The 25,732-nt window shown below is 56.5% G+C and carries 28 protein-coding genes; 2 read left to right on the plus strand and 26 right to left on the minus strand.

Going from position 1 to position 25,732, the window contains the following annotated elements; all coding sequences use genetic code 11:
- Positions 1–23 precede the first annotated feature (23 nt).
- The 10 genes from AACY26_RS08700 to ccmA all read right to left on the minus strand — a co-directional run bounded on the left by AACY26_RS08700 (position 24) and on the right by ccmA (position 7,332).
- Complete coding sequence (locus AACY26_RS08700) at positions 24–347, minus strand: hypothetical protein (protein ID WP_339512996.1); 324 nt, start codon at positions 345–347, stop codon at positions 24–26.
- Complete coding sequence (gene ccmI / locus AACY26_RS08705) at positions 344–1,561, minus strand: c-type cytochrome biogenesis protein CcmI (protein WP_339512998.1); 1,218 nt, start codon at positions 1,559–1,561, stop codon at positions 344–346. The genes AACY26_RS08700 and ccmI overlap by 4 nt, the downstream gene beginning before the upstream one ends.
- A complete protein-coding gene (locus tag AACY26_RS08710; protein WP_339513000.1) occupies positions 1,561–2,058 on the minus strand; it encodes a cytochrome c-type biogenesis protein in 498 nt (165 codons plus the stop codon). Before AACY26_RS08710 ends, ccmI begins: the two co-directional genes overlap by 1 nt.
- Positions 2,055–2,591 (minus strand): DsbE family thiol:disulfide interchange protein, encoded by a 537-nt coding sequence (locus AACY26_RS08715; RefSeq protein ID WP_339513002.1) that lies wholly within the window; start codon positions 2,589–2,591, stop codon positions 2,055–2,057. The genes AACY26_RS08710 and AACY26_RS08715 overlap by 4 nt, the downstream gene beginning before the upstream one ends.
- Positions 2,588–4,561 carry a heme lyase CcmF/NrfE family subunit gene (locus tag AACY26_RS08720; RefSeq protein WP_339513129.1) on the minus strand — a complete coding sequence of 658 codons (1,974 nt, stop codon included), beginning with the start codon at positions 4,559–4,561 and terminating at the stop codon, positions 2,588–2,590. The genes AACY26_RS08715 and AACY26_RS08720 overlap by 4 nt, the downstream gene beginning before the upstream one ends.
- Before the next feature lie 11 nt (positions 4,562–4,572).
- Positions 4,573–5,031, minus strand: coding sequence for a cytochrome c maturation protein CcmE (gene ccmE, locus AACY26_RS08725; protein WP_010482950.1), 459 nt, complete (start codon positions 5,029–5,031; stop codon positions 4,573–4,575).
- Positions 5,028–5,204, minus strand: a complete 177-nt coding sequence (ccmD, locus tag AACY26_RS08730; RefSeq protein ID WP_339513005.1) for a heme exporter protein CcmD — start codon at positions 5,202–5,204, stop codon at positions 5,028–5,030. Before ccmD ends, ccmE begins: the two co-directional genes overlap by 4 nt.
- A complete protein-coding gene (locus AACY26_RS08735; protein ID WP_339513131.1) occupies positions 5,201–5,959 on the minus strand; it encodes a heme ABC transporter permease in 759 nt (252 codons plus the stop codon). Before AACY26_RS08735 ends, ccmD begins: the two co-directional genes overlap by 4 nt.
- Positions 5,960–6,031: 72 nt before the next feature.
- Positions 6,032–6,703 carry a heme exporter protein CcmB gene (ccmB, locus tag AACY26_RS08740; protein ID WP_339513006.1) on the minus strand — a complete coding sequence of 224 codons (672 nt, stop codon included), beginning with the start codon at positions 6,701–6,703 and terminating at the stop codon, positions 6,032–6,034.
- The gene (gene ccmA, locus AACY26_RS08745; RefSeq protein ID WP_339513008.1) at positions 6,700–7,332 is read right to left on the minus strand and encodes a cytochrome c biogenesis heme-transporting ATPase CcmA; all 633 of its coding nucleotides are present in this window, start codon (positions 7,330–7,332) and stop codon (positions 6,700–6,702) included. The genes ccmB and ccmA overlap by 4 nt, the downstream gene beginning before the upstream one ends.
- A gap of 328 nt (positions 7,333–7,660) precedes the next feature.
- Between ccmA and fliK the strand changes: the two genes are divergently transcribed.
- Positions 7,661–9,202 (plus strand): flagellar hook-length control protein FliK, encoded by a 1,542-nt coding sequence (gene fliK, locus AACY26_RS08750; RefSeq protein WP_339513010.1) that lies wholly within the window; start codon positions 7,661–7,663, stop codon positions 9,200–9,202.
- On the plus strand, positions 9,199–9,507 hold the full coding sequence (locus AACY26_RS08755) for an EscU/YscU/HrcU family type III secretion system export apparatus switch protein (RefSeq protein WP_339513012.1): 309 nt from the start codon (positions 9,199–9,201) through the stop codon (positions 9,505–9,507). The genes fliK and AACY26_RS08755 overlap by 4 nt, the downstream gene beginning before the upstream one ends.
- Here AACY26_RS08755 and AACY26_RS08760 read toward each other — a convergent pair.
- The 16 genes from AACY26_RS08760 to flhB all read right to left on the minus strand — a co-directional run bounded on the left by AACY26_RS08760 (position 9,504) and on the right by flhB (position 25,732).
- Positions 9,504–9,965, minus strand: coding sequence for a rhodanese-like domain-containing protein (locus tag AACY26_RS08760; RefSeq protein ID WP_339513014.1), 462 nt, complete (start codon positions 9,963–9,965; stop codon positions 9,504–9,506). The two genes, AACY26_RS08755 and AACY26_RS08760, sit on opposite strands and share 4 nt — an antisense overlap.
- 195 nt (positions 9,966–10,160) lie before the next feature.
- The gene (locus tag AACY26_RS08765; RefSeq protein ID WP_339513133.1) at positions 10,161–10,565 is read right to left on the minus strand and encodes a DUF2802 domain-containing protein; all 405 of its coding nucleotides are present in this window, start codon (positions 10,563–10,565) and stop codon (positions 10,161–10,163) included.
- A gap of 3 nt (positions 10,566–10,568) precedes the next feature.
- Positions 10,569–11,048 (minus strand): chemotaxis protein CheW, encoded by a 480-nt coding sequence (locus AACY26_RS08770; protein WP_010482934.1) that lies wholly within the window; start codon positions 11,046–11,048, stop codon positions 10,569–10,571.
- A 105-nt stretch (positions 11,049–11,153) separates the two neighbouring features.
- On the minus strand, positions 11,154–12,002 hold the full coding sequence (locus tag AACY26_RS08775; RefSeq protein WP_339513018.1) for a chemotaxis protein CheW: 849 nt from the start codon (positions 12,000–12,002) through the stop codon (positions 11,154–11,156).
- 87 nt (positions 12,003–12,089) lie between these two features.
- Positions 12,090–12,878 carry a ParA family protein gene (locus AACY26_RS08780; RefSeq protein WP_010482930.1) on the minus strand — a complete coding sequence of 263 codons (789 nt, stop codon included), beginning with the start codon at positions 12,876–12,878 and terminating at the stop codon, positions 12,090–12,092.
- 54 nt (positions 12,879–12,932) lie between these two features.
- Positions 12,933–13,799 (minus strand): flagellar motor protein MotD, encoded by an 867-nt coding sequence (gene motD, locus AACY26_RS08785; protein WP_339513020.1) that lies wholly within the window; start codon positions 13,797–13,799, stop codon positions 12,933–12,935.
- A gap of 11 nt (positions 13,800–13,810) precedes the next feature.
- Complete coding sequence (locus tag AACY26_RS08790; RefSeq protein ID WP_339513022.1) at positions 13,811–14,551, minus strand: flagellar motor protein; 741 nt, start codon at positions 14,549–14,551, stop codon at positions 13,811–13,813.
- The gene (locus tag AACY26_RS08795; RefSeq protein WP_339513024.1) at positions 14,551–15,699 is read right to left on the minus strand and encodes a protein-glutamate methylesterase/protein-glutamine glutaminase; all 1,149 of its coding nucleotides are present in this window, start codon (positions 15,697–15,699) and stop codon (positions 14,551–14,553) included. Before AACY26_RS08795 ends, AACY26_RS08790 begins: the two co-directional genes overlap by 1 nt.
- Before the next feature lie 42 nt (positions 15,700–15,741).
- Complete coding sequence (locus tag AACY26_RS08800; protein WP_339513026.1) at positions 15,742–17,952, minus strand: chemotaxis protein CheA; 2,211 nt, start codon at positions 17,950–17,952, stop codon at positions 15,742–15,744.
- A 12-nt stretch (positions 17,953–17,964) separates the two neighbouring features.
- Positions 17,965–18,753, minus strand: a complete 789-nt coding sequence (locus AACY26_RS08805; protein WP_010482919.1) for a protein phosphatase CheZ — start codon at positions 18,751–18,753, stop codon at positions 17,965–17,967.
- Between the two features lie 19 nt (positions 18,754–18,772).
- Positions 18,773–19,147 carry a chemotaxis response regulator CheY gene (locus AACY26_RS08810; RefSeq protein WP_176443248.1) on the minus strand — a complete coding sequence of 125 codons (375 nt, stop codon included), beginning with the start codon at positions 19,145–19,147 and terminating at the stop codon, positions 18,773–18,775.
- Between the two features lie 129 nt (positions 19,148–19,276).
- The gene (gene fliA, locus AACY26_RS08815; RefSeq protein ID WP_339513031.1) at positions 19,277–20,023 is read right to left on the minus strand and encodes an RNA polymerase sigma factor FliA; all 747 of its coding nucleotides are present in this window, start codon (positions 20,021–20,023) and stop codon (positions 19,277–19,279) included.
- Entirely contained in the window at positions 20,020–20,850 is an 831-nt protein-coding gene (fleN, locus tag AACY26_RS08820; protein WP_339513033.1) for a flagellar synthesis regulator FleN, read from the minus strand. Before fleN ends, fliA begins: the two co-directional genes overlap by 4 nt.
- A 113-nt stretch (positions 20,851–20,963) precedes the next feature.
- A complete protein-coding gene (flhF, locus tag AACY26_RS08825) occupies positions 20,964–22,265 on the minus strand; it encodes a flagellar biosynthesis protein FlhF (RefSeq protein ID WP_339513035.1) in 1,302 nt (433 codons plus the stop codon).
- Between the two features lie 55 nt (positions 22,266–22,320).
- Positions 22,321–24,450, minus strand: coding sequence for a flagellar biosynthesis protein FlhA (gene flhA, locus AACY26_RS08830; RefSeq protein ID WP_339513037.1), 2,130 nt, complete (start codon positions 24,448–24,450; stop codon positions 22,321–22,323).
- Between the two features lie 145 nt (positions 24,451–24,595).
- Positions 24,596–25,732 carry a flagellar biosynthesis protein FlhB gene (flhB, locus tag AACY26_RS08835; RefSeq protein WP_339513039.1) on the minus strand — a complete coding sequence of 379 codons (1,137 nt, stop codon included), beginning with the start codon at positions 25,730–25,732 and terminating at the stop codon, positions 24,596–24,598.

The following is a 25,732-nucleotide window of genomic DNA, read 5'->3' on the forward strand; positions in this document are numbered from 1 at the left end:
GCGGATAGAAAGCCTTATCCGCCTTACTTGGCGTAGTAGTGATACAAGCCCGGCGGCACTTCACTGCTGTCGGCGTCTTGCCAAGGCCCATTGGCACTGAGTCCCCAGCTCCAACCGTTGCTCCAGCGATAATAGGTGCGCTCGCGGTAGTAAAGGTTACGAGCCCCTTCAACCGAATACACACCCAATGCCGGGACCCAGTGGCTTTGCGCCCCAGGTGGCGGCGCATACCGGGGATGCGACGGCTTGACCGGCAAATCCGTTACCTGAGTGCCCGGGCCATGGCTAGAGCAACCTGAGAGTAGCAACAACGCGGCCAACCCCGTGTAGCCCAACCAGTTTTTCATTGACCTGAAGCCTCTGCACTGTCAATCGTAAGTTGCTGCAGCTCATCGCTATTGGTGGCGACAGCTTTTGGCTGCGCAACCCATTCGCCTTGGGTTGCATTGCCGCTACGCGAGATCCGCGCCACCAATTGAACCTGGTCAAAACCGGAGATCTTCAGTTGCGGCATCATTGCATCAGCGTCAGACAGGCTGACCTCGACCGGCAGGTCCGCAACGGTCAAGCGCTTGACTGCCAGCGGCATTGGAGGACCAGACAACGCACGAGCAAAAATAAATACGCTATCGCCCGGCTGAACTTTGTCTTTCAGCGCAGCAGCTAACTCAACCTTGACCTTGAGCTTATGTTCGGAAGTGGCAGCCGTGCCTGGAGCTGGCGCTTCAGGACGGGTCGCATCAGGATCAAGCTCGCCACGCGCACGCTCGATACCGCCCTGAATGGCCTGGCGTGACGGATCGTTCTCAGGCAATACAGCGACCAGCTTTTCCCAGTTATCAATCGCATCCTGGAAGCGGCCTTGCTCGAATGCCGCAATGCCCAGCAAGCCCAGACTGGTGACTTCTTCCGGATCAGCCTTCAGCGCTTCATCGGTAAGGCTTTGCAATTGCGGCGACCACTGCTTGTCGCCAGCAAAGTAGATCGCCTGTGCCCACTGGCCGAGCAAGGCAGGATCACGCCCAGCCAGGCCAACAGCCTTCTCAAATGCCTTCGCTGCCTCGGCTGCGCGTTCCTGAGCCATATAGGTACGCCCCAGGAAATACCAGGCTTCAGCCGAGTCAGGATTTTCTTTGACAGCGGTTTCAAGGCGCGCGGTCATGGCCTCGATGGTTTGCGGTTGGTCGGCAAAAGCGAGGGTTTGCTCGACCTGGTCAATGGCACCCCAGTGCATGTAGAGGCCGTAGCCGAACAGCGGCATCAGCAATGCCACAATCAACGGCACCTTGCGTCCCAGAACACTGGCCTTGGCAGTGAGGCCCTCGGTATCAGACAACAGCTCGCGAGACGCCTCGTCGCGCCCCACTTGCATTTGCTCGGCGGTCAATACACCGGCGGCGAGCTGGGCCTCCAACTCCTTGATGCGTTCCTGATAGAGCGTCACGTTTAACGCGGTACGGTCTTCTTCAGCCTGAAACTTACGAGCACGCACAACAGGAATCAGCAGAAACCCCAAGGCGGCCAGGATTAACAGACCAGCACACAGCCAAAATTCAATCATCAGTCTTTCTTATCCAAAGGCGCTTGATTTAGTACGGCAGCCAGACGTTGCTGCTCATCCGTTGACAGACCTTCATATCGCTCGGCCTTGCGCCGACGCTTACGCAGCACGATCACAGCCAACAGCACAAAACCACCGATCAACAAGGCAGCCGGGCCGTACCACAGCACCAAAGTACGTGCGGTGACCGGTGGCTTGTACAGCACAAAGTTGCCGTAGCGGGCGACCAGGTAATCAATGATTTGCTGATCGCTCTCGCCGCCTTCGATCTTCTTGTAGATCTCGGCGCGCAAGTCCAGCGCGATCGGCGCGTTGGAGTCGGCAATGTTCTGGTTCTGGCACTTGGGGCAGCGCAACTCTTCAGTCAGGTTGCGATAGCGCTCGCGCTCGACCTCGGTCTTGAATTCGTAGGTATCAATGGCGGCATGGGCTGCGCCAGCCAAGGCAAAACCCAACAGCAGCGCGGCACAGCCTCGACGCCAGGTTAAGCGTTTCATGGCTTAGCCTCGTCGATCATGGCCTGGTACAACGGCGCCAGTTGGTCACGCCAGACGTTGTCATCAATGACGCCAACGAACTTGTGGCGGATGATGCCGTCCTTATCGATCAGGAAGGTTTCCGGCGCTCCGTAGACCCCAAGGTCAACCCCCAGCGAGCCCTTGGCGTCACTGATATTGAGTTGATAAGGGTTGTGGAATTCTTTCAGCCACTTCTGCGCTTCAGCATTTTCGTCTTTGTAGTTGATGCCATAGATATTCACGCCCAGCTTGGCGATTTTGTTCAGCACCGGGTGCTCGACCCGGCACGAAATGCACCAGGTCGCCCAGACGTTAACCAAGGCTGGCTTGCCCTTGATATCGGCCAGGGTGATGGTCTTATCCTCATCCACCGCTGGCAGAGAGAATGCAGGAAACGGCTTGTCGATCAGCGCCGAAGGCAGCTCGGATGGATCGAGAAACATACCGCGATAGAGCACTACGGCAATTGCCAGAAACAGCGCCAGCGGCAACAGCAGGATCAGTCGTTTCATGCAGCAGCTCCTTCCAGTTTCAGTGCATCACGCACCCGCGTGCGCACTTTCACCCGGTAGCGTTTATCCAGTGCCGCCAGCAGACCACCAAGCCCCATCAGCAACGCACCCAGCCAGATCCAACGCACGAATGGCTTGATGTGCACGCGCACAGCCCAGGCGCCGTCTTCCAACGGTTCACCCAGGGCCACAAACACGTCACGGGTGAAGCCTGCATCAATAGCAGCCTCGGTCATCATCGACTGCTGCACCTTGTAAAAGCGCTTTTCCGGGTGCAACACGGCGATTTGCTGTCCGTCTTGCAGTACTCGCATGGTGCCGCGGTCGGCGCTGAAGTTAGGCCCTTCACGGTGCTTCGAGCCTTCAAAGACAAACTGGTAGGCGCCCACTTCAACCTGGTCGCCCGGCGCCATGCGCATGTCACGCTCAAGATTGCCGACGCTTGTCAGGACCACGCCCAAGGCACAAACAGCCATGCCAAAGTGCGCCAGCTGCATGCCCCAATAGCTGCGGGTCAGATCGCGCATGCCTTTGAACAAGCCCTTGTTGCGGGTCTTGTCGAAAATGTCGCGCACGCCGGCCAACACCACCCAAGCGGCCAGCATGCACACAGCCATGACGCCCCAGTTGAAGTCACCAAAGGCAAATGCTGCGATCACCCCAACCGCGACGCTACCCAGCAACACGGGCATAAGCATGCTCACCAGCCATTTGACCGGCGTGCTTTTCCAACGCACCAGCACGCCGACGGCAATGACGGCCATAAGCAGCCCCATCAGCGGTACAAACAGCGCATTGAAGTAAGGAGGCCCCACCGACAGCTTGGCCCCGGTCAACGCATCAAGCACCAAGGGGTACAGGGTGCCAAGCAGGATCATCGAAGCGGCCACCACCAGCACCAGGTTATTGACCAGCAACAAGGTTTCACGCGACCACAGGGCAAAGCCAACCTGGCTCTTAACCACCGGTGCCCGTACCGCAAACAACGCCAGCGAACCACCTACAACCAGCAGCAAGAACGCCAGGATAAACACACCGCGCTCGGGATCACTGGCGAATGCGTGTACCGATGTCAATACGCCCGAACGAACCAGGAAGGTGCCGAGCAAGCTCAGGGAAAATGCAGCAATCGCCAGCAACACGGTCCAGCTCTTGAATACGCCACGTTTTTCAGTGACTGCCAGCGAGTGAATCAGTGCAGTGCCCACCAGCCAAGGCATGAACGAAGCATTTTCTACTGGGTCCCAGAACCACCAGCCGCCCCAGCCAAGCTCGTAATAGGCCCACCACGAGCCTAGGGCGATACCAATACCAAGAAAGGCCCAGGCAACAATGGTCCAAGGCCGCGACCAACGCGCCCAGGCAGCGTCCAGCTTGCCACCAAGCAACGCGGCAATGGCGAAAGAGAATGCTACGGAAAAGCCGACATAGCCCATGTAGAGCATTGGCGGATGGATGATCAGGCCGAAGTCTTGCAGCAAGGGGTTAAGGTCGCGACCATCGGCCGGCATATTTGGCAGCAAACGGGCAAAAGGGTTTGAAGTAATAATCAGAAACAGCAAGAAGCCAACGCTGATGATGCCCATCACGCCAAGCACACGGGCCAACATTTCTTCTGGCAACTGGCGCGAGAAAATCGAAACGGCAAAGGTCCAGCCGCCCAGAATCAATGCCCAAAGCAACAGCGAGCCTTCGTGCGCGCCCCAAACAGCGCTGAACTTGTAATACCAAGGCAAGGCACTGTTGGAGTTACTGGCAACGTAACGCACCGAGAAATCGTCGACCATAAAGGCGTAGGTCAAACAGGCAAAGGAAAACAACAGAAACGCAAACTGTCCCCAGGCAGCAGGCTGCGCCAGGCTCATCCACTGGCGATCGCCGCGCCAGGCGCCAATCATTGGTAAAGTGGCCTGCACAAGGGCCATACACAACGCCAAAATCATCGCCAAATGGCCGAGTTCTGGAACCATCAACATGGCACTCATGCGCCGCCCTCCTTCGCATCAGGCTTGAGCTTGCCGCTTTCTTTAAGCGCTTTGGTGACCTCGGGCGGCATGTAATTCTCGTCGTGCTTGGCCAGGACTTGATCGGCGATCAGCACGCCATCGGCATTGAGCTTGCCAAGCGCGACGATGCCCTGCCCTTCACGAAACAGATCAGGCAGGATGCCGCGATAGCGAATCGGCACGCTATTGGCAAAGTCAGTGACGAGGAACTCGACTTCCAGTGAATCCGCCGAACGCTTGACCGAGCCTTCGGTGACCATTCCGCCCGCACGAATTCGCGCGTCTTGCGGCGCCTCGCCATTGGCGATTTGCGTCGGGGTATAGAACAGGTTGATATTCTCCTGCAGGGCGGACAATGCAAGGCCCACAGCGATTGCCACACCGGCAACCAAGGCAAGAATGATATACAAGCGTTTTTTACGAACCGCGTTCACGAATTGCTCTCCCGGCGCAAACGGCGCGCCTCGTCTTGCAGGTAGCGCCGTTTGGCGAGAATTGGCATGGCAATGTTCAAACCGAGCACCCCAAGGGTGATGCCATAGGCCGCCCATACATAGGCACCGTGGCCGCCCATGGCGATAAAATCACTCAATGATGCGAAACTCATGGACGCGCCTCCACCAGCTTGCTGACTTCAGCTTTTGCCCAGGCGCTGCGTGATTCACGCTTGAGCACCTCAAGTCGCATGCGCATCAGCACCAGCACGATAAACAAGCAATAGAAACCCAGCACCGAGAGCAGCAGCGGCAGCCACATTTCAGCGCTCATGCTGGCTTTACCCGTAATCTTGAAGGTCGCGGGCTGGTGCAAGGTGCTCCACCACTCGACCGACTTCTGGATGATCGGGATATTCACGGCGCCGACCAAAGAAAGCACTGCGCAGGCCTTGGCTGCACTGTCACGATTGCTGATCGCCTGGCCCAGTGCAATCACACCAAAATACAGAAACAGCAAGATCAACATCGACGTCAGGCGTGCATCCCACACCCAATAGGTGCCCCAGGTTGGCTTGCCCCAGATTGCACCGGTCACCAGTGCGATAAAACACAACCATGCACCCACCGGCGCGGCTTGCTGCAGGGCAACATCGGCGATCTTCATCTTCCAGATCAAGCCAACAGCGCCCGCAAGTGCCATCGTCAGGTAGCAAGCCTGGGCAAGGAATGCCGCCGGTACGTGGATGTAAATAATTCGATAGCTATCGCCTTGATAACGTTCAGGTGGAGCAAAAACCAAGCCCCAAACCAGTCCCGAAACCATCAACAGCGCCGCAGCTGCAATCAGCCACGGCAGCCAACGACCACTGATCTCATAAAACCACTTGGGCGAACCCAGCTTGTGAAACCATGTCCAGTTCATCAGGTTACTCATCAGTTCTGCAGTCAACCACTGCATGCCAAGCACGGTGGTCACTTATCTTTATAGTTACAACGCCTATTCAGCGACGCTTATCCGAAGACCCGCGGCGATGGCAAAAGGACTGAATGTCACCGCCAAGGCTGTCAGACACGCCATCCACAGCAAGTGTCCCACCGCTGGCAAGCCCTGCAAACTCGCCTGCAAGGCCCCACTGCCGAGAATCAGCACCGGGATATACAGCGGCAAAATCAACAACGCCAGGAGCAAACCACCGCGCTTGAGGCCAACAGTCAATGCCGCGCCTACCGCACCCAATAAGCTCAAGATTGGCGTGCCAAGCAACAACGAAATCAGTAAAACAGGTAAGCAGTGAGTCGGCAGCCCCAACATAAGTGCCAGCACTGGAGACAGAATGACCAGCGCCAAGCCTGAAAAAGCCCAGTGTGCCAGCACCTTGGCTAAAACCAGAAGAGCCAGGGGGTGCGACGAAAGGACCCACTGCTCAAGCGAGCCATCTTCAAAATCACTGCGGAAAAGCCCGTCCAGCGAGAGCAGGACTGCCAAAAGGGCCGCTACCCAGACCAACCCCGGTGAAAGGGTTTGCAACAATTGAGCCTCGGGACCGACCGCCAAAGGGAACAAGGCAATGACAATCGCGAAGAAAACCAGGGGATTGGCCAGTTCAGCCGGACGCCGGAACAGCAAACGTGCTTCGCGCGCCACCAGCAGGGTGAATACGTTACTCATAGACGGCGCGTTCCTAGATCAAGCACACGATAGCCCTGTGGCTTGACCGATAGGCTGTGGTGGGTGGTCATCACGACCAGGCCGCCCTTCTCGCAATGCGCGGCCAGATGCGCTTCGAGCTGGGCGACGGCAGCAATATCAAGTGCGGTAAAAGGTTCATCGAGAATCCAAAGCTCTGGCCCAGGCAAGTACAAGCGGGCCAAGCCAACGCGACGTTGCTGTCCGGCTGAAAGCGAATGACAGGGCACATCCTCATAACCTTGCAGGCCGACGGCAGCAAGCGCCTGCCAGATGTGTTCGCGCGGCGCCGGTTGCTGCAAGGCACAAAGCCAAGAGAGGTTTTCCTCGGGCGTAAGCAAACCTTTTATCCCGGCCGCGTGGCCGATCCAGAGCAACTTGCCGGGCTCGGCGCGCTGTTTGTCCAATGCCCGGCCATACAGCCGGACTTCGCCTGCAGTAGGCTGCATCAGCCCTGCTAAAAGGCGCAACAGACTGGTTTTACCACTGCCGTTGGGGCCAGCAACCTGAAGCATTTCGCCGGGAACCAGAGACAGTTCAAGATGCTCAAAAAGCATGCGCCAATCACGCTCACAGGCGAGCGACTTGGCTTCAAGAATTGGGCTGATCACAGCATTTTTACCTAATAAATGATTCAAGATGGCAGCATTTCAGCCGCTATATAGTCAAACAAGCGTCTGCATGGAACCCATGTAAAGCCATGCATTTGGGCTACGCAACGTAAAAGGTGCGAAAAGCAACTAGGATCATGTTCAACTTTATAGTTGTACATAAGCATTCGATTCGCCTGGCTCAGCCCTCAAGGTCAAAGGCTGTGACCCGTTTTTACCAAGTGATGCCTAACGCAGTACTTTTGCAGGGGTTCCAATCAAGCGGCGGCATTATACATGCCTGGCCCACCTCCCCGCAGTTGGCTTTTCGACAGGGTGTAACGCGTTCATGAGTGAAATAAGCAGCAGCCGGCCATTACCCCCCACGCCCGCCAGTAACCGCCCAAACTCGGTGGCTAGCGACATGGCGGTGAAACTGCTGCAACCGCTTGAAGGATTGCTGGCCAAAGGCGAAAGCGCCACCGCCGAAGTAGTGAGCCTCAAACAGGTCGCCCAGAGCTTCCAGCTATTACTCAGGCTAACCTTGGACAGCGGCCGTCAAACCACACTCGAAGCCAGCAGTAATCGCCCCATTGCCCAAGGCACAGCCCTGAACATTACTGCATTAACCGACAGCAAGTTGCTGGTGGCGCTGCAGCCCGGTGGCGACAAACCACTCAACAGCCTGGACCTCAAGCAGATACCGGTCGGCACGCTGATTCAAGGCAAGGTGCTCAGCAGCGAACAACTCGCGCAGGGCAAGGCCCAAGTCATCTACAAAGTCCTGGTCAGCCTGCTCAACACCTCATTGGCAGGCAGCAAGCTGTCAATCGAGACGCCTTTGTCGCTACAACCGGGAAGCCTGCTCAGCGCCCAGGTGCAGGGCAATCAGGCACTCAACTTATTGCCATTGAGTGGTCGCCTGGATCAACTCGCCCTGACGCAACAACTGCAAAGCCAACACAGCAACCAAGGCTCGTTGCAGGGCTTATTCAAATCCTTGCAAGGCCTGAGTGAGCGCAGCGATATCCCGAGCAGCGTGCGTAACAGTATCGACAAATTGATAGGCTCATTGCCTGATGGCCAGCAACTGAGTGACGCCAAAGGATTGGGCAGGGCATTGGAAAACAGCGGCGCATTCCTTGAAAGCAAACTACTAAGCCCACAGGCCGGTGCCTTGCCAACAGACCTTAAGGCCAACCTGCTCAAGCTGATCAGCCAACTGCAACTCAATCTACCTGTGCAGGGCGTATTACCGGGGACCGCCGCCAGCGCAGCCATGGCCCAATCTCTACCGGCCCTGGCGCGCAACCTGCTGGGCAGCATCAATCAAAATAGCAGCAAGCAGCAGGCACTGAGTTTCCCTCTGCCTACAAGACTTTTGCAGGCCCTTAGCGAAGATGGCGACCTTGAGGCCCTGCTCAAGCTCGCAGCTGCCGCAGTATCACGCTTGCAGACTCACCAACTGTCCAGCCTGGCTCAAACCCAGGTAGGACCAGACGGTAATATCCTCACCACCTGGCAATTGGAACTGCCAATGCGCAACCAGCAGGAACTGGTGCCGGTGCAGTTGAAAATCCAGCGTGACGAACCACAAAAATCCGCCGCCCAAGAGCAAAAAGAAATGCTGTGGCGTATCGACCTGGCCTTCGACCTGGAGCCGCTTGGACCTGTGCAGGTGCAGACCCAGTTGGTCCGTGGCTCCTTGTCGAGCACGCTCTGGGCCGAGCAGCCCAGCACCGCCAGGCTGATCGACAGCGAGTTGACTAATCTACGCCAGCGCCTGCTTGACGCCGGGCTACAGGTCAGCGCCCTGTCCTGCGCCCAAGGCATACCACCGCAAGGCCCCAAAACTGCGTTGCAACAACGTTGGGTGGACGAAACCGCATGAGCAAACACAGCACGCCTCGCCAAGCAATCGCCCTGAACTACGACGGCCAGCAGGCCCCCACGCTCAGCGCCAAGGGCGACGATGAACTGGCCGAAGCGATCCTGGCGATAGCCCGTGAATACGAAGTGCCCATTTATGAAAATGCCGAGCTGGTGCGCCTACTCGCTCGCCTGGAACTTGGTGACAGCATTCCTGAAGAGCTGTACCGCTGCATCGCCGAGATCATTGCCTTTGCCTGGCACCTCAAGGGGAAATGCCCGACAGGCTTCAATGCAGGCCTGTCGGATAGTCCTCAAGATCTTTAATCGGTCAAGCGCTTGAATCCGTCCGACACGGCATACAGCTGCGAGTCATTGCTCTCGCCCTGGTCCAGTGGGAAATCGAGCAGCTGCCAGGCAAAGTAGCCGCTGCGAAAGAAATACACCTGGCTGTAGCCCCAGCTTACGGCCTTACGCACAGCTTCGGCGCTGCGGAGGCTGAAATCATTGTCGCAATAAACGACCAAGGGCGTGTCGCGGGCAATGGCAGCAGTCGCCAGGTGGGCAAACCGGGTGTCGACGTCCAGGTGCGTGGCGCCCTGCACATGCCCCCAAGACCACTCGCGCTGGGGTCTCACGTCGACAAACATCGCACCTTGCTCATAGAGGATTCGGGCCTGCAAGACATTAATGGTGCTCGCCCCCGCTACGGTTTCTGGCACTTGCTGGGCCATCACCGGAAAACCCATGCTCAACACCATCAATACTGCCAGTAACCTAGTCATAATAGCCCCCTGTTACTACTCGCTTACTAACAGCTTAGGCAGCCTGAGCTGAAGGCTAGGAACGTTTTAACTGGCAATGCATCGCGCTAAGAACCAGCGAAACTAAACAAAAGAAGGGGAATTTAACTGTAAAGGTGGCGTTGTTATTGCTTTCTCAGGCTTGAAAACAGGAGAACCACTGAGTCAGACAAAGGTTTATAACTGGCCCGGCTTGGCCTGATGCAGCTTGCTGACCAGTTCAGCCTCAGCCTTGCTCAGGCCGCAAGACTGGGTGAGATCATCGACACTGGCTCCCAGCCCCACCAGGCGAGCCGCTTGGGTGAAGGATAAATTAGCCGGATCGCGTTGCTCCATCTGGCTAACCTTGTCAGGCAGCGGCGCCACTGTCTGGCGCAACTCATGCAACTCCTCGCCCATGCGGATACTGCCAGTGAGATAAGTGTCCAGGCGTTTGCTTAGCTCCTTGATCCGCTGGTCACGCGCCGCATCGCGCTCCAGTTGAAGTGCAACACTGCCCTTGAGCTGGGAATGCAGCCACACACAAGCTCCGATCAATGCAACGCTGATCAGGGCCAGTACCACCAGTGCGGCTTCAAGCATCATTCAAATTGACTCCAGCTCCGACCATTCTTCTTCAGTCATCATCTTGTCCAGCTCGACCAGGATCAGCAACTCACCATTCTTGTTGCATACGCCCTGAATAAACTTGGCGGACTCATCATTACCCACATTGGGCGCCGTCTCGACCTCAGACTGGCGCAGATAAACAACTTCGGCAACACTGTCGACCAGAATACCAACCACCTGCTTGTCCGCTTCGATAATCACCACGCGGGTGTTATCGGTAATGTCAGCAGGCGCCAGGCCAAAGCGCTGACGGGTGTCGATCACCGTTACCACGTTACCACGCAGGTTGATAATACCTAATACGTAAGAAGGCGCGCCCGGGACAGGTGCAATCTCTGAATAGCGCAGAACTTCCTGCACCTGCATGACATTGATACCGTAACTTTCGTTATCCAGGCGGAATGTTACCCATTGCAGGATTGGATCCTCAGCACCTTGAGCAGAGCTTTTATTCATATTCCTAGCCTCTTGGAATGATCGGTTTCGAGCCGTTGCCCGATTGAAAGTAAATCTGGGATCTTCTAAAAAAAGTAACGAGCGCAGTCGTTTTTCATAGATTCCTTAGTGCACTTGGCCATTGACCAACCGCTTTGCTGCGCCGCTGGTGATCAGTTCAGCCAAGGCCGAGACATCCAGCAACGCACACATATGTTCTATCACCGTGCCTGCCAGCCATGGCCGCTGCGAACGCTGGCTGCGCCATTTGACTTCAGTCGGATCAAGGCGAATCGAGCGGCTCACCTGATGCACCGCCAGCCCCCATTCGTAACCCTGGACCGAAATTACAAATTGCAGGCCTTGGCGAAAATCATCGCGATAACGATCCGGCATCACCCAGCGTGCAGTGTCGAGCACCTTAAGATTGCCCGCCTGGCAAGGCAGAATACCGAGAAACCAGTCCGGCTGGCCGAACAATGGCGTCAGGTCTTGGCCTTCAAGTGGATAAATCGAACCAAGGCACACCAGTGGCACAGCCAGGGTCAAACCGGCGACGTCGAACAGCAAGCATTCAAAGGGTTCCTGTGCCCACTGCGGACGCCCATCTTCAGCCAGCGTAGGCGCAAATGGCGCACTGTCCGATGGACTGTTCAGGTCAACAATAGGCTCGACAATCGACACCGGCGATTCCGGGGTCAAAGCCTCCGGCAACTCAAGCAGTGCAACGGGTGCTAAAGGTTCAGGCGCCACAGTTGGCGCTTCAATAACAGGCTCCGCCACGGGTTGCGACGCTGGCGCCAATGTCAGCAGCGGTTGCGCAGTGGCGTCACGCGCCTGCTCTTCGCGCACGGCCGCTTCGAACTCATCCAGGCTTACGCTCGCCGCCAATTCCAGCGACGCGTCCTGAAGCAAGCTGTCCAGATAGGACTGCAGCGCCAGTTGTGGGCCTGTGGTGGTAGCAGGCGCGCTCATAGTGAATATCCGCAAAAAGAGTCTGTAGCCTTTATCGGCAGCGATCCGGGCAGACTTGAGCAGCGGTTTGCAAAAAATAGCGGCATATCACGCCACCTGCGCAGACAACTGGTGTGCGAGCAAATGCTTGAGCAAGGCTCGGTAGGCCAAGGTGCCGCGACTCTTGGCGTCAAACTGCGAAGGTGTCTGCCCTGCCCGGCTGGCATCACGCAGGCGGGTATCGACAGGAATATAAGCCTGCCACAAATTATCCGGGTAAGTGTTTCGCAACAGGCGCAAGGTCGACATCGACGCCTGCGTACGACGGTCAAACAGCGTGGGCACGATGGTGTAAGGCAATGCCTGCTTCCGTGAACGATTGATCATCGCCAGGGTGCTGACCATGCGCTCAAGGCCTTTGACGGCAAGAAACTCAGTTTGCACCGGAATCACCAGTTGCTGGCTGGCGGCCAGGGCATTGACCATCAATACGCCGAGCAACGGCGGACTGTCGATAATGGCGTAGTCAAATTCACCCCACAGCTGGGCCAGCGCCTTGGAGACGACCAGCCCCAACCCATTCTGGCCAGGCGACTGCCGCTCAAGCGTGGCCAATGCAGTGCTGGAAGGCAGCAAGGCGATCTGCTCATGGCTGGTGGGCAGTAGCAACTGTTTAGGCAAACCTTCAGGCACCACGCCCTGATGCAAGAACAAATCGAATGCACTGTGCGCCAAGCTATCTGGATCGTGCCCAAAATAGCTTGTCATTGAGCCATGGGGGTCGAGGTCGACCACAATCACACGCTTACCGGCATCGGCCAAAAGACCTGCCAGTGCGATGGATGAAGTGGTCTTACCGACACCACCTTTTTGATTGGCTACTGCCCAAACTCTCATTCTGCTCTTCCGCCCACCACAGGGATTGCCTGCGCGGGACCTAGTGTCGCCCGATCAATTTGGCGACGATGATTTGACGGCACCGCCCTGCGACGCCTGAACCATGGGTGATGGTGCAGGTTGCGTGCCAGCGTTGCGCAACGCATTGTCAGGCTGTGCCCGGGAACTGCCAACGCCACTGATACTGCGGCGCACATCGAGGTTACGCGAGATTACCAAAACCACCCGACGGTTTCGCGCCCGACCTTCGCTGGTCGCGTTATCGGCCACCGGTTGAAACTCGCCATACCCTACCGAAGCCATGCGCGAAGGGCTGACGCCATCAAGCGCCAGCATCCGCACAATACTTGCAGCCCGCGCGGCGGAAAGCTCCCAATTACTTGGGAACTGCGCAGTATGAATCGGCTGGTTATCGGTAAAACCCTCAACATGAACCGGGTTGCCGTAAGGTGCCAAAATCTTGGCTACCTTCTCGACAATATCAAAGGCTGCATCGCTGGGCAGCGCATCGCCGCTGGAGAACAACAAGCTTGAACTCAGTTCGATTTCGATCCACAACTCATTGCCGCGCACCTTCAACTGATCACTGGCAATCAGATCGCCAAAAGCAGCCGTGATGCTCTCGGAAATGCTTTGCAGAGAGTCTTGCGGTGCTTGTGTCACGTCTTCATCGACCAAGGAACGATCCGGCTCAGTGGTTCTCGGCCGCTCCTCACCCACCGGAATTGGCTTGATTGAGCGATCCGGCTGGTTGAACACACCAGTCAGGGTTTCCGAAAGTATCTTGTACTTGCCTTCGTTGACCGATGAGATCGAATACATCACCACAAAAAACGCGAACAGCAAGGTGATGAAGTCGGCATAGGAGACTAGCCAGCGCTCATGGTTTTCGTGTTCTTCCTGATGGCGACGGCGAGCCATATCTCACTCCATTAATCCATGAAACCTTGCAGTTTCAATTCAATGGAACGCGGATTCTCACCTTCGGCAATCGACAATATGCCTTCGAGGATCATTTCGCGATAACGCGTCTGGCGCTGGGCGATGGCTTTGAGCTTGTTACCAATGGGCAGCAGCAGCAAGTTGGCAAAGCTGACGCCATAGATGGTCGCAACAAAGGCAACGGCAATACCGCTGCCCAGCATGCTAGGGTCGGCCAGGTTGCCCATGACATGGATCAACCCCATGACCGCACCAATAATGCCGATGGTCGGGGCATAACCGCCCATGCTCTCGAATACCTTGGCCGCTTGGATGTCGTGGCTTTCCTTGGTGTATAGATCTACCTCAAGCACACTGCGAATCGACTCTGGCTCGGCGCCATCGACCAGCAACTGCAAGCCTTTGCGCGCATAGGGATCGCTCTCAAGGTCGGCCACTGACTCAAGTCCGAGCAAACCTTCCTTACGCGCCACCAGGCTCCAGTTGACGATGCGATCAATACCACCTGCCAAATCGATGCGCGGCGGGAAGATGATCCAGCGGACAATCACCAGCGAGCGCTTGAAGACGCTCATCGGCGCCTGCAAAAAAGCAGCGCCCAAGGTACCACCAATCACGATAAGCGCAGCCGGGCCATTGAGCAGCGCGGCGGCATGGCCTCCCTCAAGGTAGTTGCCGCCCAAAATAGCGACAAACGCCAGGATGATGCCAATCAGGCTCAGGACATCCATTAGATGCAAACCTGGGTAATGTGGCGGCCGATGTCATCCAGCGGGTACACAGCATCGGTCAGGTTGGCTTTGACCACCGCCATTGGCATGCCATAAATCACACAGCTGGCTTCATCCTGCGCCCACACTTGGCTGCCATTCTGCTTGAGCAGGCGTGCGCCTTCGCGGCCGTCTGCGCCCATGCCGGTGAGCACCACCGCCAGCACTTTGTCATGATAGGTACGTGCCGCGGAACCAAAGGTAATGTCGACACAAGGCTTGTAGTTAAGCCGCTCATCACCGGGTAGAATCCGCACCGAGCCCCGTGCATCAATCATCATTTGCTTGCCGCCGGGCGCCAGCAAAGCCAAGCCCGGACGCAACAAATCGCCATCCTCAGCTTCTTTAACGCTGATCCGGCACAGCTTGTCCAAGCGTTCAGCGAAAGCCTTGGTGAACGCCGCCGGCATATGTTGAATCAGGACAATCGGTGCCGGAAAATTGGCAGGCAACTGGCTGAGCACGCGCTGCAATGCCACAGGCCCGCCGGTTGATGTGCCTATCGCTACGAGTTTGTAAGCCCGATGCTTCGGCGCCGCACTGCTGACATGACCCGCTGCATGCGCAGTTGCAGGTTTTGCTGTTTCTACAGGCGCTCGTGCAGTTGTTGACAGCGGCGTTGTGGTTCGCCTGGGCAAAGGGGTTGCGGCAGATGTAGAGGTCGCGGCGGGCGCCGGTGCAGCCGCAGGCACCGAGCTGAGGCTGCGCCTGTTACTGCGTGCAATGCTGTGGACTTTCTCGCAGAGCAGCTGGCGAACTTTGTCCGGATTACGCGAGATATCCTCAAAATTCTTCGGCAGGAAATCAACCGCCCCCGCGTCCAGCGCATCGAGCGTAACGCGAGCGCCTTCATGAGTCAGCGAGGAAAACATCAGTACCGGTGTTGGGCAGCGCTGCATGATGTTACGCACTGCCGTGATGCCATCCATCATCGGCATCTCATAATCCATGGTGATCACATCAGGCTTGAGATTTTGCGCCTGATCGATCGCCTCACGGCCGTTGGTTGCCGTGCCGATGACTTGGATATTCGGATCTGAGGAAAGGATTTCAGAGACTCGACGGCGAAAAAAACCGGAGTCATCCACTACCAATACTTTTACAGCCATTAGAGCTCCTTTTCCGCGCAGACAAAGCTGCGCGGGCGACAGTCACATGCGGCGTGCGTAATGTTTGAGCATGCTCGGCACATCGAGAATCAGCGCAATACGCCCGTCCCCCGTGATGGTCGCACCCGACATGCCGGGCGTGCCTTGAAGCATCTTGCCAAGCGGCTTGATCACCACTTCCTCCTGCCCCACCAACTGATCGACGACAAAGCCAATGCGCTGGCTGCCGACAGTCAAAATCACCACATGACCTTCATGCTGTTCCTCATGCGCTGCGCCTTTTACCAGCCAACGCTTGAGGTAGAACAATGGCAAAGCCTTCTCTCGCACCACGACCACTTCCTGGCCATCAACAATGTTGGTGCGCGACAAGTCGAGGTGGAAAATTTCGTTAACGTTGACCAGCGGGAAAGCAAACGCCTGGTCAGCCAGCATCACCATCAAGGTCGGCATGATGGCCAGGGTCAATGGCACTTTAATCACGATCTTCGAGCCTTGGCCCTTGACCGAGAACACGTTGACCGTACCGTTGAGCTGAGAGATCTTGGTCTTCACCACATCCATGCCGACACCCCGACCGGACACGTCGGATATCTCGGTTTTGGTCGAGAAGCCGGGCGCGAAGATCAGGTTGTAGCATTCAAATTCGTTGAGACGATCTGCTGCGTCTTTTTCCAACAACCCCTTCTCGACGGCCTTGGCACGCAATACGTCGGCATCCATGCCCTTGCCGTCGTCGGTGATCATCAACAGGATATGATCGCCTTCTTGCTCGGCCGACAACACCACCTTGCCGCCGCGCGACTTGCCTGCCGCTTCACGTTCAGCGGGCGACTCAATGCCGTGGTCAACCGCATTGCGCACCAAGTGCACCAGCGGATCGGCCAGGGCCTCGACCAGGTTTTTATCCAGGTCGGTTTCTTCGCCAATCAGCTCCAGGCTGATCTCTTTTTTCAGGTTACGGGCCAGGTCACGAACCAGGCGTGGAAAGCGGCCAAATACCTTCTTGATTGGCTGCATGCGGGTTTTCATCACTGCGGTCTGCAAATCTGCAGTGACCACATCAAGATTCGATACCGCCTTGCCCATGGCTTCATCGTTGCTGCTTGCACCCAAGCGAACCAGGCGATTACGCACCAGTACCAACTCACCAACCATGTTCATGATTTCATCAAGGCGCGCGGTATCAACCCGAACCGTGGTTTCAGCTTCGCTGGCTGGAGCCGCTTTTTCAGGAGCTGGTGCAGGTGCCGAGGCTTTGGCCGGTGCGGCTTTGGCGACAGCCGCAGCGACCTGGACAGGTTGCACATCAGAACCGGCAACGTTGGCCACCGGCTCGCTAAACTTGCCCTTGCCGTGCAACTCGTCAAGCAAGGCTTCAAATTCGTCGTCGCTGATTTCATCACCGGCAACCGCTGGCGCAGAAGCGCTTTCAACCGGCACTGAAGCAGCCGCAGGCTCAACCGCCTTGGGCGCTACAAACTGGCCTTTGCCATGCAACTGATCGAGCAAGGCTTCAAACTCATCATCGCTGATCTCGTCACTGGTCGATTCGCCAGCCGGAGCTTCAGGAGCTGCCTCAACTTTGGCTGGGCTAGCTGAAACCTCGCCCGCGGCGAACTGGCCCTTGCCGTGCAATTGATCAAGTAGCGACTCAAACTCATCGTCAGTGATTTCATCACTGGCCGCCGGGGCATCGACCTGTTGCGGAGTTTCGCCAAGGGCGTCGAGCAACTGTTCAAATTCGCTGTCGGTAATATCGTTGGAAGTTGCGGCAGTCGATGCTGCGGCAGTCGACACTGAGGCAGTCGGTGCAATGACCGGTTCGGCAACTGGCGCTGGGCTAGCGGCACCTGCTGCAGGCGTTGGCTCAGCCAACTGGGCCAACGCGGCCAATAGCTCCGGGGTCGCGGCAGTGGGCGTGACACCTTCACGTACTTCACTGAACATGCCATTGACGGCGTCCAGCGCTTCAAGCACGACGTCCATCAACTCCGAATCGACCCGGCGCTCACCTTTGCGCAATATATCGAAGACGTTTTCCGCAATATGGCAGCACTCCACCAGCTCATTAAGCTGGAGAAAACCGGCACCGCCTTTAACTGTGTGAAATCCCCGAAAAATCGCATTGAGCAGATTCATATCATCCGGGCGGCTCTCAAGCTCAACCAACTGCTCGGACAATTGTTCGAGTATCTCGCCGGCCTCTACCAGGAAGTCCTGGAGAATTTCTTCATCGGCGCCGAAGCTCATATGGACGTGCTCCTAAAATCCCAGACTGGACAACAGATCATCGACGTCATCCTGACTTGCAGCGACGTCATCAAGCTTATCGGCATGAATCTGCGGACCTTCACCCTGAGATGGATTTTTTTCTTGTTGTTTTTCTGCACGCAATGCTTCCTGGTCATGTTCGATGCCTGCATAGCGATCAACCTGAGTGGCCATGAGCATCAACTTGAGCAGATTGCTTTCAACTTCAGTGACCAGCTGGGTGACGCGCTTTATCACCTGGCCAGTCAAGTCTTGGTAGTCTTGCGCCAAGAGGATGTCGTTCAAGTGCCCTGACAACTTGCCACTGTCTCGTTCGCTGTTGACCAGGAACAACTCGACCCGCTTGGCCAGCTCACGAAAATCCTCGGCGCCCATCTCGCGGCGCATGAAACGCCCCCAATCGGCACTCAGGCTTTGCGCTTCGGTTCGGATATCATTAACCAGCGGCGCGCTTTGCTCGACCAGATCCATGGTGCGATTGGCCGCATCTTCGGTCATCGTCACCACGTAATTGAGGCGTTCGGTTGCGTCGGTAATCTGCGAGACTTCAGTCGCATGCGGTAGGCGCGGGTCAAGCTGGAAGTTGACTATTGCGCTGTGCAACTCGCGCGTCAGCTTGCCGACTTCGTGATAAAGACCACGGTCGCGCACTTTGTTCAGTTCATTGATAACCTGGACCGCATCACCAAAATTGCCGCGTTCAAGGCTTTCGAGCAATTGGTGGGCATTACTTTTCAGGGTCGATTCAAAGTCACCCACTTGGGAATCATCGTGTTCCATAACAACCTCAGCGCAGACATCAGCCGTTTACACGCTCAAATATCTTTTCTATTTTTTCTTTAAGCACTTGAGCAGTGAAGGGCTTCACCACGTAGCCATTCACACCGGCTTGCGCAGCCTCGATGATCTGGTCACGTTTGGCTTCAGCGGTCACCATAAGTACTGGCAGTTGTTTCAACCGTTCATCCGCACGCACTGCGCGCAACAACTCGATACCGGTCATTCCCGGCATGTTCCAGTCAGTCACCAGAAAATCGAAACTGCCGCTTTGCAGCATTGGCAGTGCGGTTGTGCCGTCATCGGCTTCAGCAGTGTTGGTAAACCCCAGGTCACGCAGGAGGTTTTTAATAATGCGGCGCATCGTTGAAAAGTCATCAACGATGAGGATTTTCATGTTCTTGTCCAAGTCGACCTCCGTACCTTCCCCAGTGCATTCAGCAGCCTGAATGCACCCTATAATCGTGAAACCGGCCTGGCTAGGCACATGCGTGCCTCGCTATACAAGGTTTTCAGTATCCAACTATTATCCGGCTCGCCACTCACCCAGGCGCGCGCGCAAACGTGCGGCGCATTGGCTGTGCAATTGACTTACCCGAGACTCACTCACGCCCAGCACTTCACCGATTTCCTTGAGGTTGAGTTCTTCGTCGTAATACAACGAAAGAACCAATTGCTCGCGCTCTGGCAAGTTGCCAATTGCATCGGCAAGTGCTTTTTGAAAGCGCTCTTCCTCAAACTCGCGTGAAGGCCCTGACTGACCGTTACTTACATCTTCATGCAGGCCGCTATTTTCTCCGTCCTCAAGCAGGTCGTCAAAACTGAATAGGCGGCTGCCCAAAGTGTCGCCAAGAATGCCGTAGTAATCTTCGAGACTCAATTGGAGTTCGGCCGCAACTTCGTGATCTTTAGCGTCACGACCTGTTTTTGCTTCAATTAATCGAATTGCATCACTGACCATGCGGCTATTGCGATGCACCGAACGCGGTGCCCAATCACCTTTGCGCACTTCATCGAGCATTGAGCCGCGGATACGAATACCGGCAAAAGTCTCAAAACTTGCACCTTTGGAGCCGTCGTATTTTTTTGAAGCTTCAAGCAAGCCGATCATCCCGGCTTGAATCAAATCATCGACCTGGACATTCGCGGGCAAGCGCGCCAAAAGGTGATAGGCAATCCGCTTGACCAGTGGCGCATACCGTTCAATCAGCTGATGTTGCAAGTCTTTACCTTGCGCTTTGCTATACATTCGAAGTCCAGACGCCGCTGTCATGCCGGCGTGTCAGTAGCAGGTTGTTGCACCAGACGCTCGACAAAAAACTCCAGATGCCCGCGCGGATTGGCAGGTAAAGGCCAGGTGCAGACCTTCTGGGCTATTGCTCGAAACGCCATGGAGCATTTTGAACGTGGAAATGCTTCAAAAACTGCACGTTGCTTCTGCACGGCTTTGCGTACCGACTCGTCATAAGGAACGGTGCCGACGTATTGCAGTGCAACATCGAGGAAACGGTCTGTGACCTTGCTCAGTTTAGCGAACAGGTTTCGCCCCTCTTGCGGGGTGTGCGCCATATTGGCCAGCACCCGGAAGCGATTCATGCCGTAATCGCGATTGAGCAGTTTGATCAGGGCGTAGGCATCGGTGATTGACGTTGGCTCATCACAAACCACCACCAGCACTTCTTGCGCCGCGCGAACGAAGCTGACAACCGAGTCGCCGATTCCGGCAGCGGTGTCGACAATCAACACGTCGATATTTTCACTGATGTCGCTAAACGCCTGGATCAAACCGGCATGCTGCATGGGTGATAACTGGACCATGCTTTGCGTGCCTGACGCAGCAGGCACAATGCGAATACCGCATGGCCCCTGGATAACCACGTCGCGCATGTCGCATTCGCCACTGATGACATCTGCCAGCGTACGCTTCGGTGTAAGCCCCAGCAGTACATCGATGTTCGCCAGCCCCAAGTCAGCATCCATCAGCATTACGCGCTTGCCTTCCTCGGCCAGCGCCATTGCCAGGTTGACGGATACGTTGGTTTTACCGACGCCGCCCTTACCACCAGTAACTGCAATTACTTGCACTGGGTGCATAGCCATTTAATTACGCTCCTTGTTCACGTTGGTCAGAAGCATCTTGTCCATTGAGCTTCGACTAAGATGAACACAACAAGCTTGCATGCAAGCTGTATCAAAGATCATGTGGTGACGCATCAACTCGCCTGTTTTGCCGGTTGCTGGTAAAGGCCCGCAAAGACTTCAGCCATGGTGTCTTCACAGGGTTCCTCTTGAGCTTGAAGGCCAACTGCGCGGCTGACCAACTGATGGCTGCGCGGCAGCTGTAAATCATCAGGAATGCGGGGGCCATCAGTCACGTAGGCAACTGGCAGGCGCTGACTCATCGCCAACCCCAGAACCTCACCCATACTTGCTGCTTCATCCAGTTTAGTCAGAATACAACCCATAAGCCCACAGCGCTTGTAACTATGATAAGCCGATTTCAGTACCTGATTCTGACTGGTCGCGGCCATTACCAGGTAGTTTTTCGCATTAATCGAGCGGCTCGACAAGGCTTCAAGCTGCATCCGCAGCGCCGGGTCATTTGCCGGCAAGCCTGCAGTATCAATCAAAACCACGCGTTTGCGCATCAAGGGCGTGATGACCTGGGTCAGCGATTGGCTGGGATCAACCAGAGTCACCGGCACATTAAGGATGCGGCCCAGGGTTTTCAACTGTTCCTGAGCGCCGATGCGATAGCTATCCAGGCTGACCAACGCAATATTCTGTGCGCCAAACTTCAGCACGTAGCGTGCGGCCAGCTTGGCAATGGTCGTGGTCTTGCCCATGCCTGCTGGCCCGACCAAGGCTATAACACCGCCCTGTTCAAGAGGCTCTTGCTTGGGGATCTGAATGGCGTGAGCCATATGCGCCAACAACATGCGCCAGGCCTGGCGAGGCTCGGCAATCTCGCTGACGCGCTCCAGCAAGGGCCGGGCGACGTCTGCCGGCAAGCCCATGCGCTGCAGGCGACGCCATAGATTGGCTTGTTGAGGCCGACGGGTTTGCATCTGGCCCCAGGCGATAGAACCGAGCTGGACTTCGATCAGCTCACGCAGACCAGACAACTCTGAACGCATGGCATCGATAGTGTTTTGATCAACCGCCGCAGCCGCCGCTTTGGAAGACGCACGCACGGCAGCATCCAGCGGGCTTTCAACCTGCGCCGACAACTCAGCAAATAGCTGCAAATCCTTGGCCACCTCAGGCTCAACGCGCAGGCTCAATTCAGCATGGGCCGCAGCAATTTTCGACTGTGTTTTGCGCAACTCGGTTTCCAGGGCAGGATTCGGTTGGCGCACCGGGGCCGCAGGAACCTGGTAATCCAGCGCAGCGGTCAACTCGACACCGCCTGCAACGCGGCGATTACCGATGATCGACGCATCAGCGCCCAGTTCTTCACGAACCAGCTTCATGGCTTGACGCATATCGGCAGCAAAAAAGCGTTTAACCTGCATACCTGTGACCTCGGTTTTGCGGCGGCTGGACAACATCTGTGCGATTCAGCACCGCTTAATTCTGACCCACCGTCGCAACGATGGTGACCTGCTTGTTATCGGGTATTTCCTGGTAAGCCAACACATGGGCATTGGCTACCGCCATTCGCGCAAAGCGCGAGAGCATCGCCCGAACCGGCCCGGCAACCAGAAGTATCACTGGCTTGCCAAGCATTTCCTGACGCTGCGCTGCATCGATCAAGGAACGTTGCAGCTTTTCAGCCATGCCCGGCTCCAGCAAGATGCCTTCTTCGGAACCTTGACCGGCCTTCTGTACGCTATTTAGCAATATCTGTTCCAACCTTGGCTCCAAGGTAATCACAGGCAGCTCGGGCTCTAGTCCCACAATGCTTTGCACAATTGCGCGGGATAGCGAAACGCGAACTGCTGCAACCATAGCGGCGGGATCTTGACTCTTTGGCGCGACATTGGCGATGGCCTCGGCGATGGTCCGAATGTCACGCACCGGCACCTGTTCCTGCAACAGTGCCTGCAGCACTTTAAGCAGGGTCGACAGCGACACCAACCCTGGTACCAACTCCTCGGCCAGCTTGGGCGAACTCTTGGCCAGTAGCTGCATAAGCTGCTGGACTTCTTCATGACCCAGCAATTCATGGGCGTGCTTGTGCAGCACCTGATTGAGATGGGTCGCAACAACCGTACTGGCGTCGACCACGGTGTAACCCAGCGACTGCGCCTGGTCACGCTGATTGACATCAATCCACACGGCTTCAAGGCCGAACGCCGGATCTTTGGCGGCAACCCCGTTGAGCGTGCCAAATACCTGCCCCGGGTTAATCGCCAACTCACGGTCCGGATAGACTTCCGCCTCCGCCACGCTCACGCCCATCAAGGTCAGGCGATAAGCATTTGGCTGCAGATCAAGGTTGTCGCGAATGTGCACCGAAGGCATCAAGAACCCCATCTCCTGCGACAGCTTTTTACGCACGCCCTTGATCCGCGCAAGCAATTGACCACCCTGATTGCGATCAACCAGCGGAATCAGCCGATACCCGACCTCCAGGCCGACCATATCGACTGGCATCACATCATCCCAACCCAGTTCCTTGACGTCCTGGGCACGCTGGGCTGGCAATTGTTCTTGCTGGCGCTGGACTTCCTTAACTTCCTCTTCCTTGACCTTGCGCTGCTTGTTGGCGATCCAGTACGCCGCACCGGCAGCCACCAGGCCCAGGCTGATAAAGGAGAAATGCGGCATCCCCGGCACCAACCCCATGGCAATCATGATGGCTGCAGCCACGGCCAATGCGCGCGGCGAGGCAAACATCTGGCGGTTGACCTGCGCGCCCATGTCTTCCGAGCTGGACACCCGGGTCACCATGATTGCTGCCGCCGTCGACAGCAACAGCGACGGAATCTGCGCAACCAGACCGTCACCAATGGTCAGCAAGGTGTAGACCTTGCCAGCATCGGCAAAACTCAAACTGTGCTGGAAGATACCAATGGCGATGCCGCCAATCAGGTTGATAAATAGAATCAGCAGACCGGCAATGGCATCACCACGCACGAATTTGCTGGCACCGTCCATCGAACCGTAGAAATCCGCTTCCTGGGACACTTCGGAGCGGCGCTTTTTGGCCTCTGCTTGCTCAATAAGACCGGCGTTGAGATCGGCGTCGATCGCCATTTGCTTACCGGGCATCGCGTCGAGGGTAAAACGCGCGCTCACTTCGGAAATACGCCCAGCACCCTTGGTAACCACCACAAAGTTGATGATCATCAAGATGGCGAAGACCACGATACCCACAACGTAGTTACCGCCAATCACCACCTCGCCAAAGGCCTGGATCACCTGCCCCGCTGCGGCATGGCCATCATGACCGTGGAGCAGCACCACTCGCGTGGAAGCGACGTTAAGCGCCAGACGCAGCAAGGTTGCCGCCAGCAAGATGGTCGGGAATACCGCGAAATCCAGCGGACGCAAGGCGTAGATACTGACCAGCAGCACCACGATCGACAAGGCAATGCTGAAGGTAAACAGCACGTCGAGCAGAAACGGAGGGATCGGCAACATGACCATGCCAAGCATGACCAGCAGCAACAGCGGGATGCCCAAGTTGCCCTGGCGCAACCCCGAAAGATTACTGCGCACGTTACCGATAATCTGTGAATGATCTACCGCCACTTCTCTACCCCAGCAGGTTCAATCTTTTGACGCGAAAGCGTCTTTCACTGGGGTTTTGCAAGATCCCGTCCAACTTTGCCTTGCGCCTGAAAATTCCCTGCAATAGATGCTTTACGCCAGTCGCAAGTGAGGCCGGCACCTGAGGTTAATCATCACGGCGCAAATCAGGTGGGATTGGTAAATCCTTGAGGGTATCCGGGCGCTTGCCTTTGCCAGCTTGGTACTGGCGTAACTGATAGACATAGGCCAACACCTGGGCCACCGCCAGATACAAGCCAGCCGGAATTTCCTGATCAAGCTCTGTCGAGTAGAACACCGCCCGCGCCAGCGCTGGGGACTCCAGCAGCATGACATCGTGTTCTTGGGCGATCTCGCGAATCTTCAGTGCCGTAAAATCGCTCCCCTTGGCCAGCATCACCGGGGCGTTGCCCTTGGTCGGATCGTACTTTAGCGCCACGGCAAAGTGCGTCGGGTTGGTGATGACCACGTCGGCCTGGGGCACGGCCTGCATCATCCGACGCTCGGTCATCTCGCGCTGCAATTGGCGAATGCGCTGCTTGACCTCAGGCTTGCCTTCGCTGTCCTTGTACTCGTCGCGCACCTCTTGCTTGGTCATCATCAGCTTTTGCTTGTTGTCCCAGATCTGGAACGGCACATCGACTGCGGCAATCAGAATCAGGCCACAGGCAATCCACAACGCGCTCCAGCCCACCACTTGCGAGGCATGCATGATGGCGTTTTCCAGCGGCTCATGGGAAATGGCCAACAAGGCATCGCGATCCGCCGACAGCACCAGCAAGGCAATAATCAGGATAACGGCAAACTTGGCCAGCGCCTTGACCAGCTCGACCAGGGCCTTGGTCGAGAACATTCGCTTGAGCCCTGCCGCCGGGTTCATGCGGCTGAACTTGGGCGCCATCGCCTGCGCCGAAAACAACCAGCCCCCCAAGGCGATTGGACCAAGGATTGAAGCGATCAGCAGCGCCATGAACAATGGCACCAGTGCCTCAAACGCGACTTGCCCGGCGGCCATCAGCCAGATACCCATGTTGCGTTCATCCAGTATCACTTCGCGGGGCAGTGAAAAACTACCACGCATGACATTAAGCATGGCATTGCCCAGCGCGCCACCGCTGGCCAGCAAGCCACCGGTACCAGCCAGCATGATGGCCAAGGTGTTGAGTTCACGCGAACGTGCTATCTGACCTTTTTCACGGGACTCACGCAGGCGTTTCTCCGTGGGTTCCTCGCTTTTGTCGGCGCCGCTTTCAGATTCAGCCAT

This window comes from Pseudomonas sp. RL_15y_Pfl2_60 (assembly GCF_963970595.1).
Classification (GTDB): domain Bacteria; phylum Pseudomonadota; class Gammaproteobacteria; order Pseudomonadales; family Pseudomonadaceae; genus Aquipseudomonas.

Coding starts and splice junctions, on each gene's coding strand:
- ccmI (WP_339512998.1), bottom strand. CDS start 1,561: ATGATTGAATTTTGGCTGTGTGCTGGTCTGTTAATCCTGGCCGCCTTG.
- AACY26_RS08715 (WP_339513002.1), bottom strand. CDS start 2,591: ATGAAACGACTGATCCTGCTGTTGCCGCTGGCGCTGTTTCTGGCAATT.
- flhF (WP_339513035.1), bottom strand. CDS start 22,265: ATGCAGGTTAAACGCTTTTTTGCTGCCGATATGCGTCAAGCCATGAAG.
- AACY26_RS08770 (WP_010482934.1), bottom strand. CDS start 11,048: ATGAATAAAAGCTCTGCTCAAGGTGCTGAGGATCCAATCCTGCAATGG.
- AACY26_RS08775 (WP_339513018.1), bottom strand. CDS start 12,002: ATGAGCGCGCCTGCTACCACCACAGGCCCACAACTGGCGCTGCAGTCC.
- ccmB (WP_339513006.1), bottom strand. CDS start 6,703: ATGAGTAACGTATTCACCCTGCTGGTGGCGCGCGAAGCACGTTTGCTG.
- AACY26_RS08800 (WP_339513026.1), bottom strand. CDS start 17,952: ATGAGCTTCGGCGCCGATGAAGAAATTCTCCAGGACTTCCTGGTAGAG.
- AACY26_RS08760 (WP_339513014.1), bottom strand. CDS start 9,965: ATGACTAGGTTACTGGCAGTATTGATGGTGTTGAGCATGGGTTTTCCG.
- motD (WP_339513020.1), bottom strand. CDS start 13,799: ATGGCTCGCCGTCGCCATCAGGAAGAACACGAAAACCATGAGCGCTGG.
- AACY26_RS08720 (WP_339513129.1), bottom strand. CDS start 4,561: ATGGTTCCAGAACTCGGCCATTTGGCGATGATTTTGGCGTTGTGTATG.
- AACY26_RS08780 (WP_010482930.1), bottom strand. CDS start 12,878: ATGAGAGTTTGGGCAGTAGCCAATCAAAAAGGTGGTGTCGGTAAGACC.
- fleN (WP_339513033.1), bottom strand. CDS start 20,850: ATGGCTATGCACCCAGTGCAAGTAATTGCAGTTACTGGTGGTAAGGGC.
- flhB (WP_339513039.1), bottom strand. CDS start 25,732: ATGGCTGAATCTGAAAGCGGCGCCGACAAAAGCGAGGAACCCACGGAG.
- AACY26_RS08700 (WP_339512996.1), bottom strand. CDS start 347: ATGAAAAACTGGTTGGGCTACACGGGGTTGGCCGCGTTGTTGCTACTC.
- AACY26_RS08765 (WP_339513133.1), bottom strand. CDS start 10,565: ATGCTTGAAGCCGCACTGGTGGTACTGGCCCTGATCAGCGTTGCATTG.
- AACY26_RS08710 (WP_339513000.1), bottom strand. CDS start 2,058: ATGAAACGCTTAACCTGGCGTCGAGGCTGTGCCGCGCTGCTGTTGGGT.
- fliA (WP_339513031.1), bottom strand. CDS start 20,023: ATGACAGCGGCGTCTGGACTTCGAATGTATAGCAAAGCGCAAGGTAAA.
- AACY26_RS08810 (WP_176443248.1), bottom strand. CDS start 19,147: ATGAAAATCCTCATCGTTGATGACTTTTCAACGATGCGCCGCATTATT.
- ccmD (WP_339513005.1), bottom strand. CDS start 5,204: ATGAGTTTCGCATCATTGAGTGATTTTATCGCCATGGGCGGCCACGGT.
- AACY26_RS08790 (WP_339513022.1), bottom strand. CDS start 14,551: ATGGATGTCCTGAGCCTGATTGGCATCATCCTGGCGTTTGTCGCTATT.
- AACY26_RS08805 (WP_010482919.1), bottom strand. CDS start 18,753: ATGGAACACGATGATTCCCAAGTGGGTGACTTTGAATCGACCCTGAAA.
- AACY26_RS08795 (WP_339513024.1), bottom strand. CDS start 15,699: ATGGCTGTAAAAGTATTGGTAGTGGATGACTCCGGTTTTTTTCGCCGT.
- AACY26_RS08755 (WP_339513012.1), top strand. CDS start 9,199: ATGAGCAAACACAGCACGCCTCGCCAAGCAATCGCCCTGAACTACGAC.
- fliK (WP_339513010.1), top strand. CDS start 7,661: ATGAGTGAAATAAGCAGCAGCCGGCCATTACCCCCCACGCCCGCCAGT.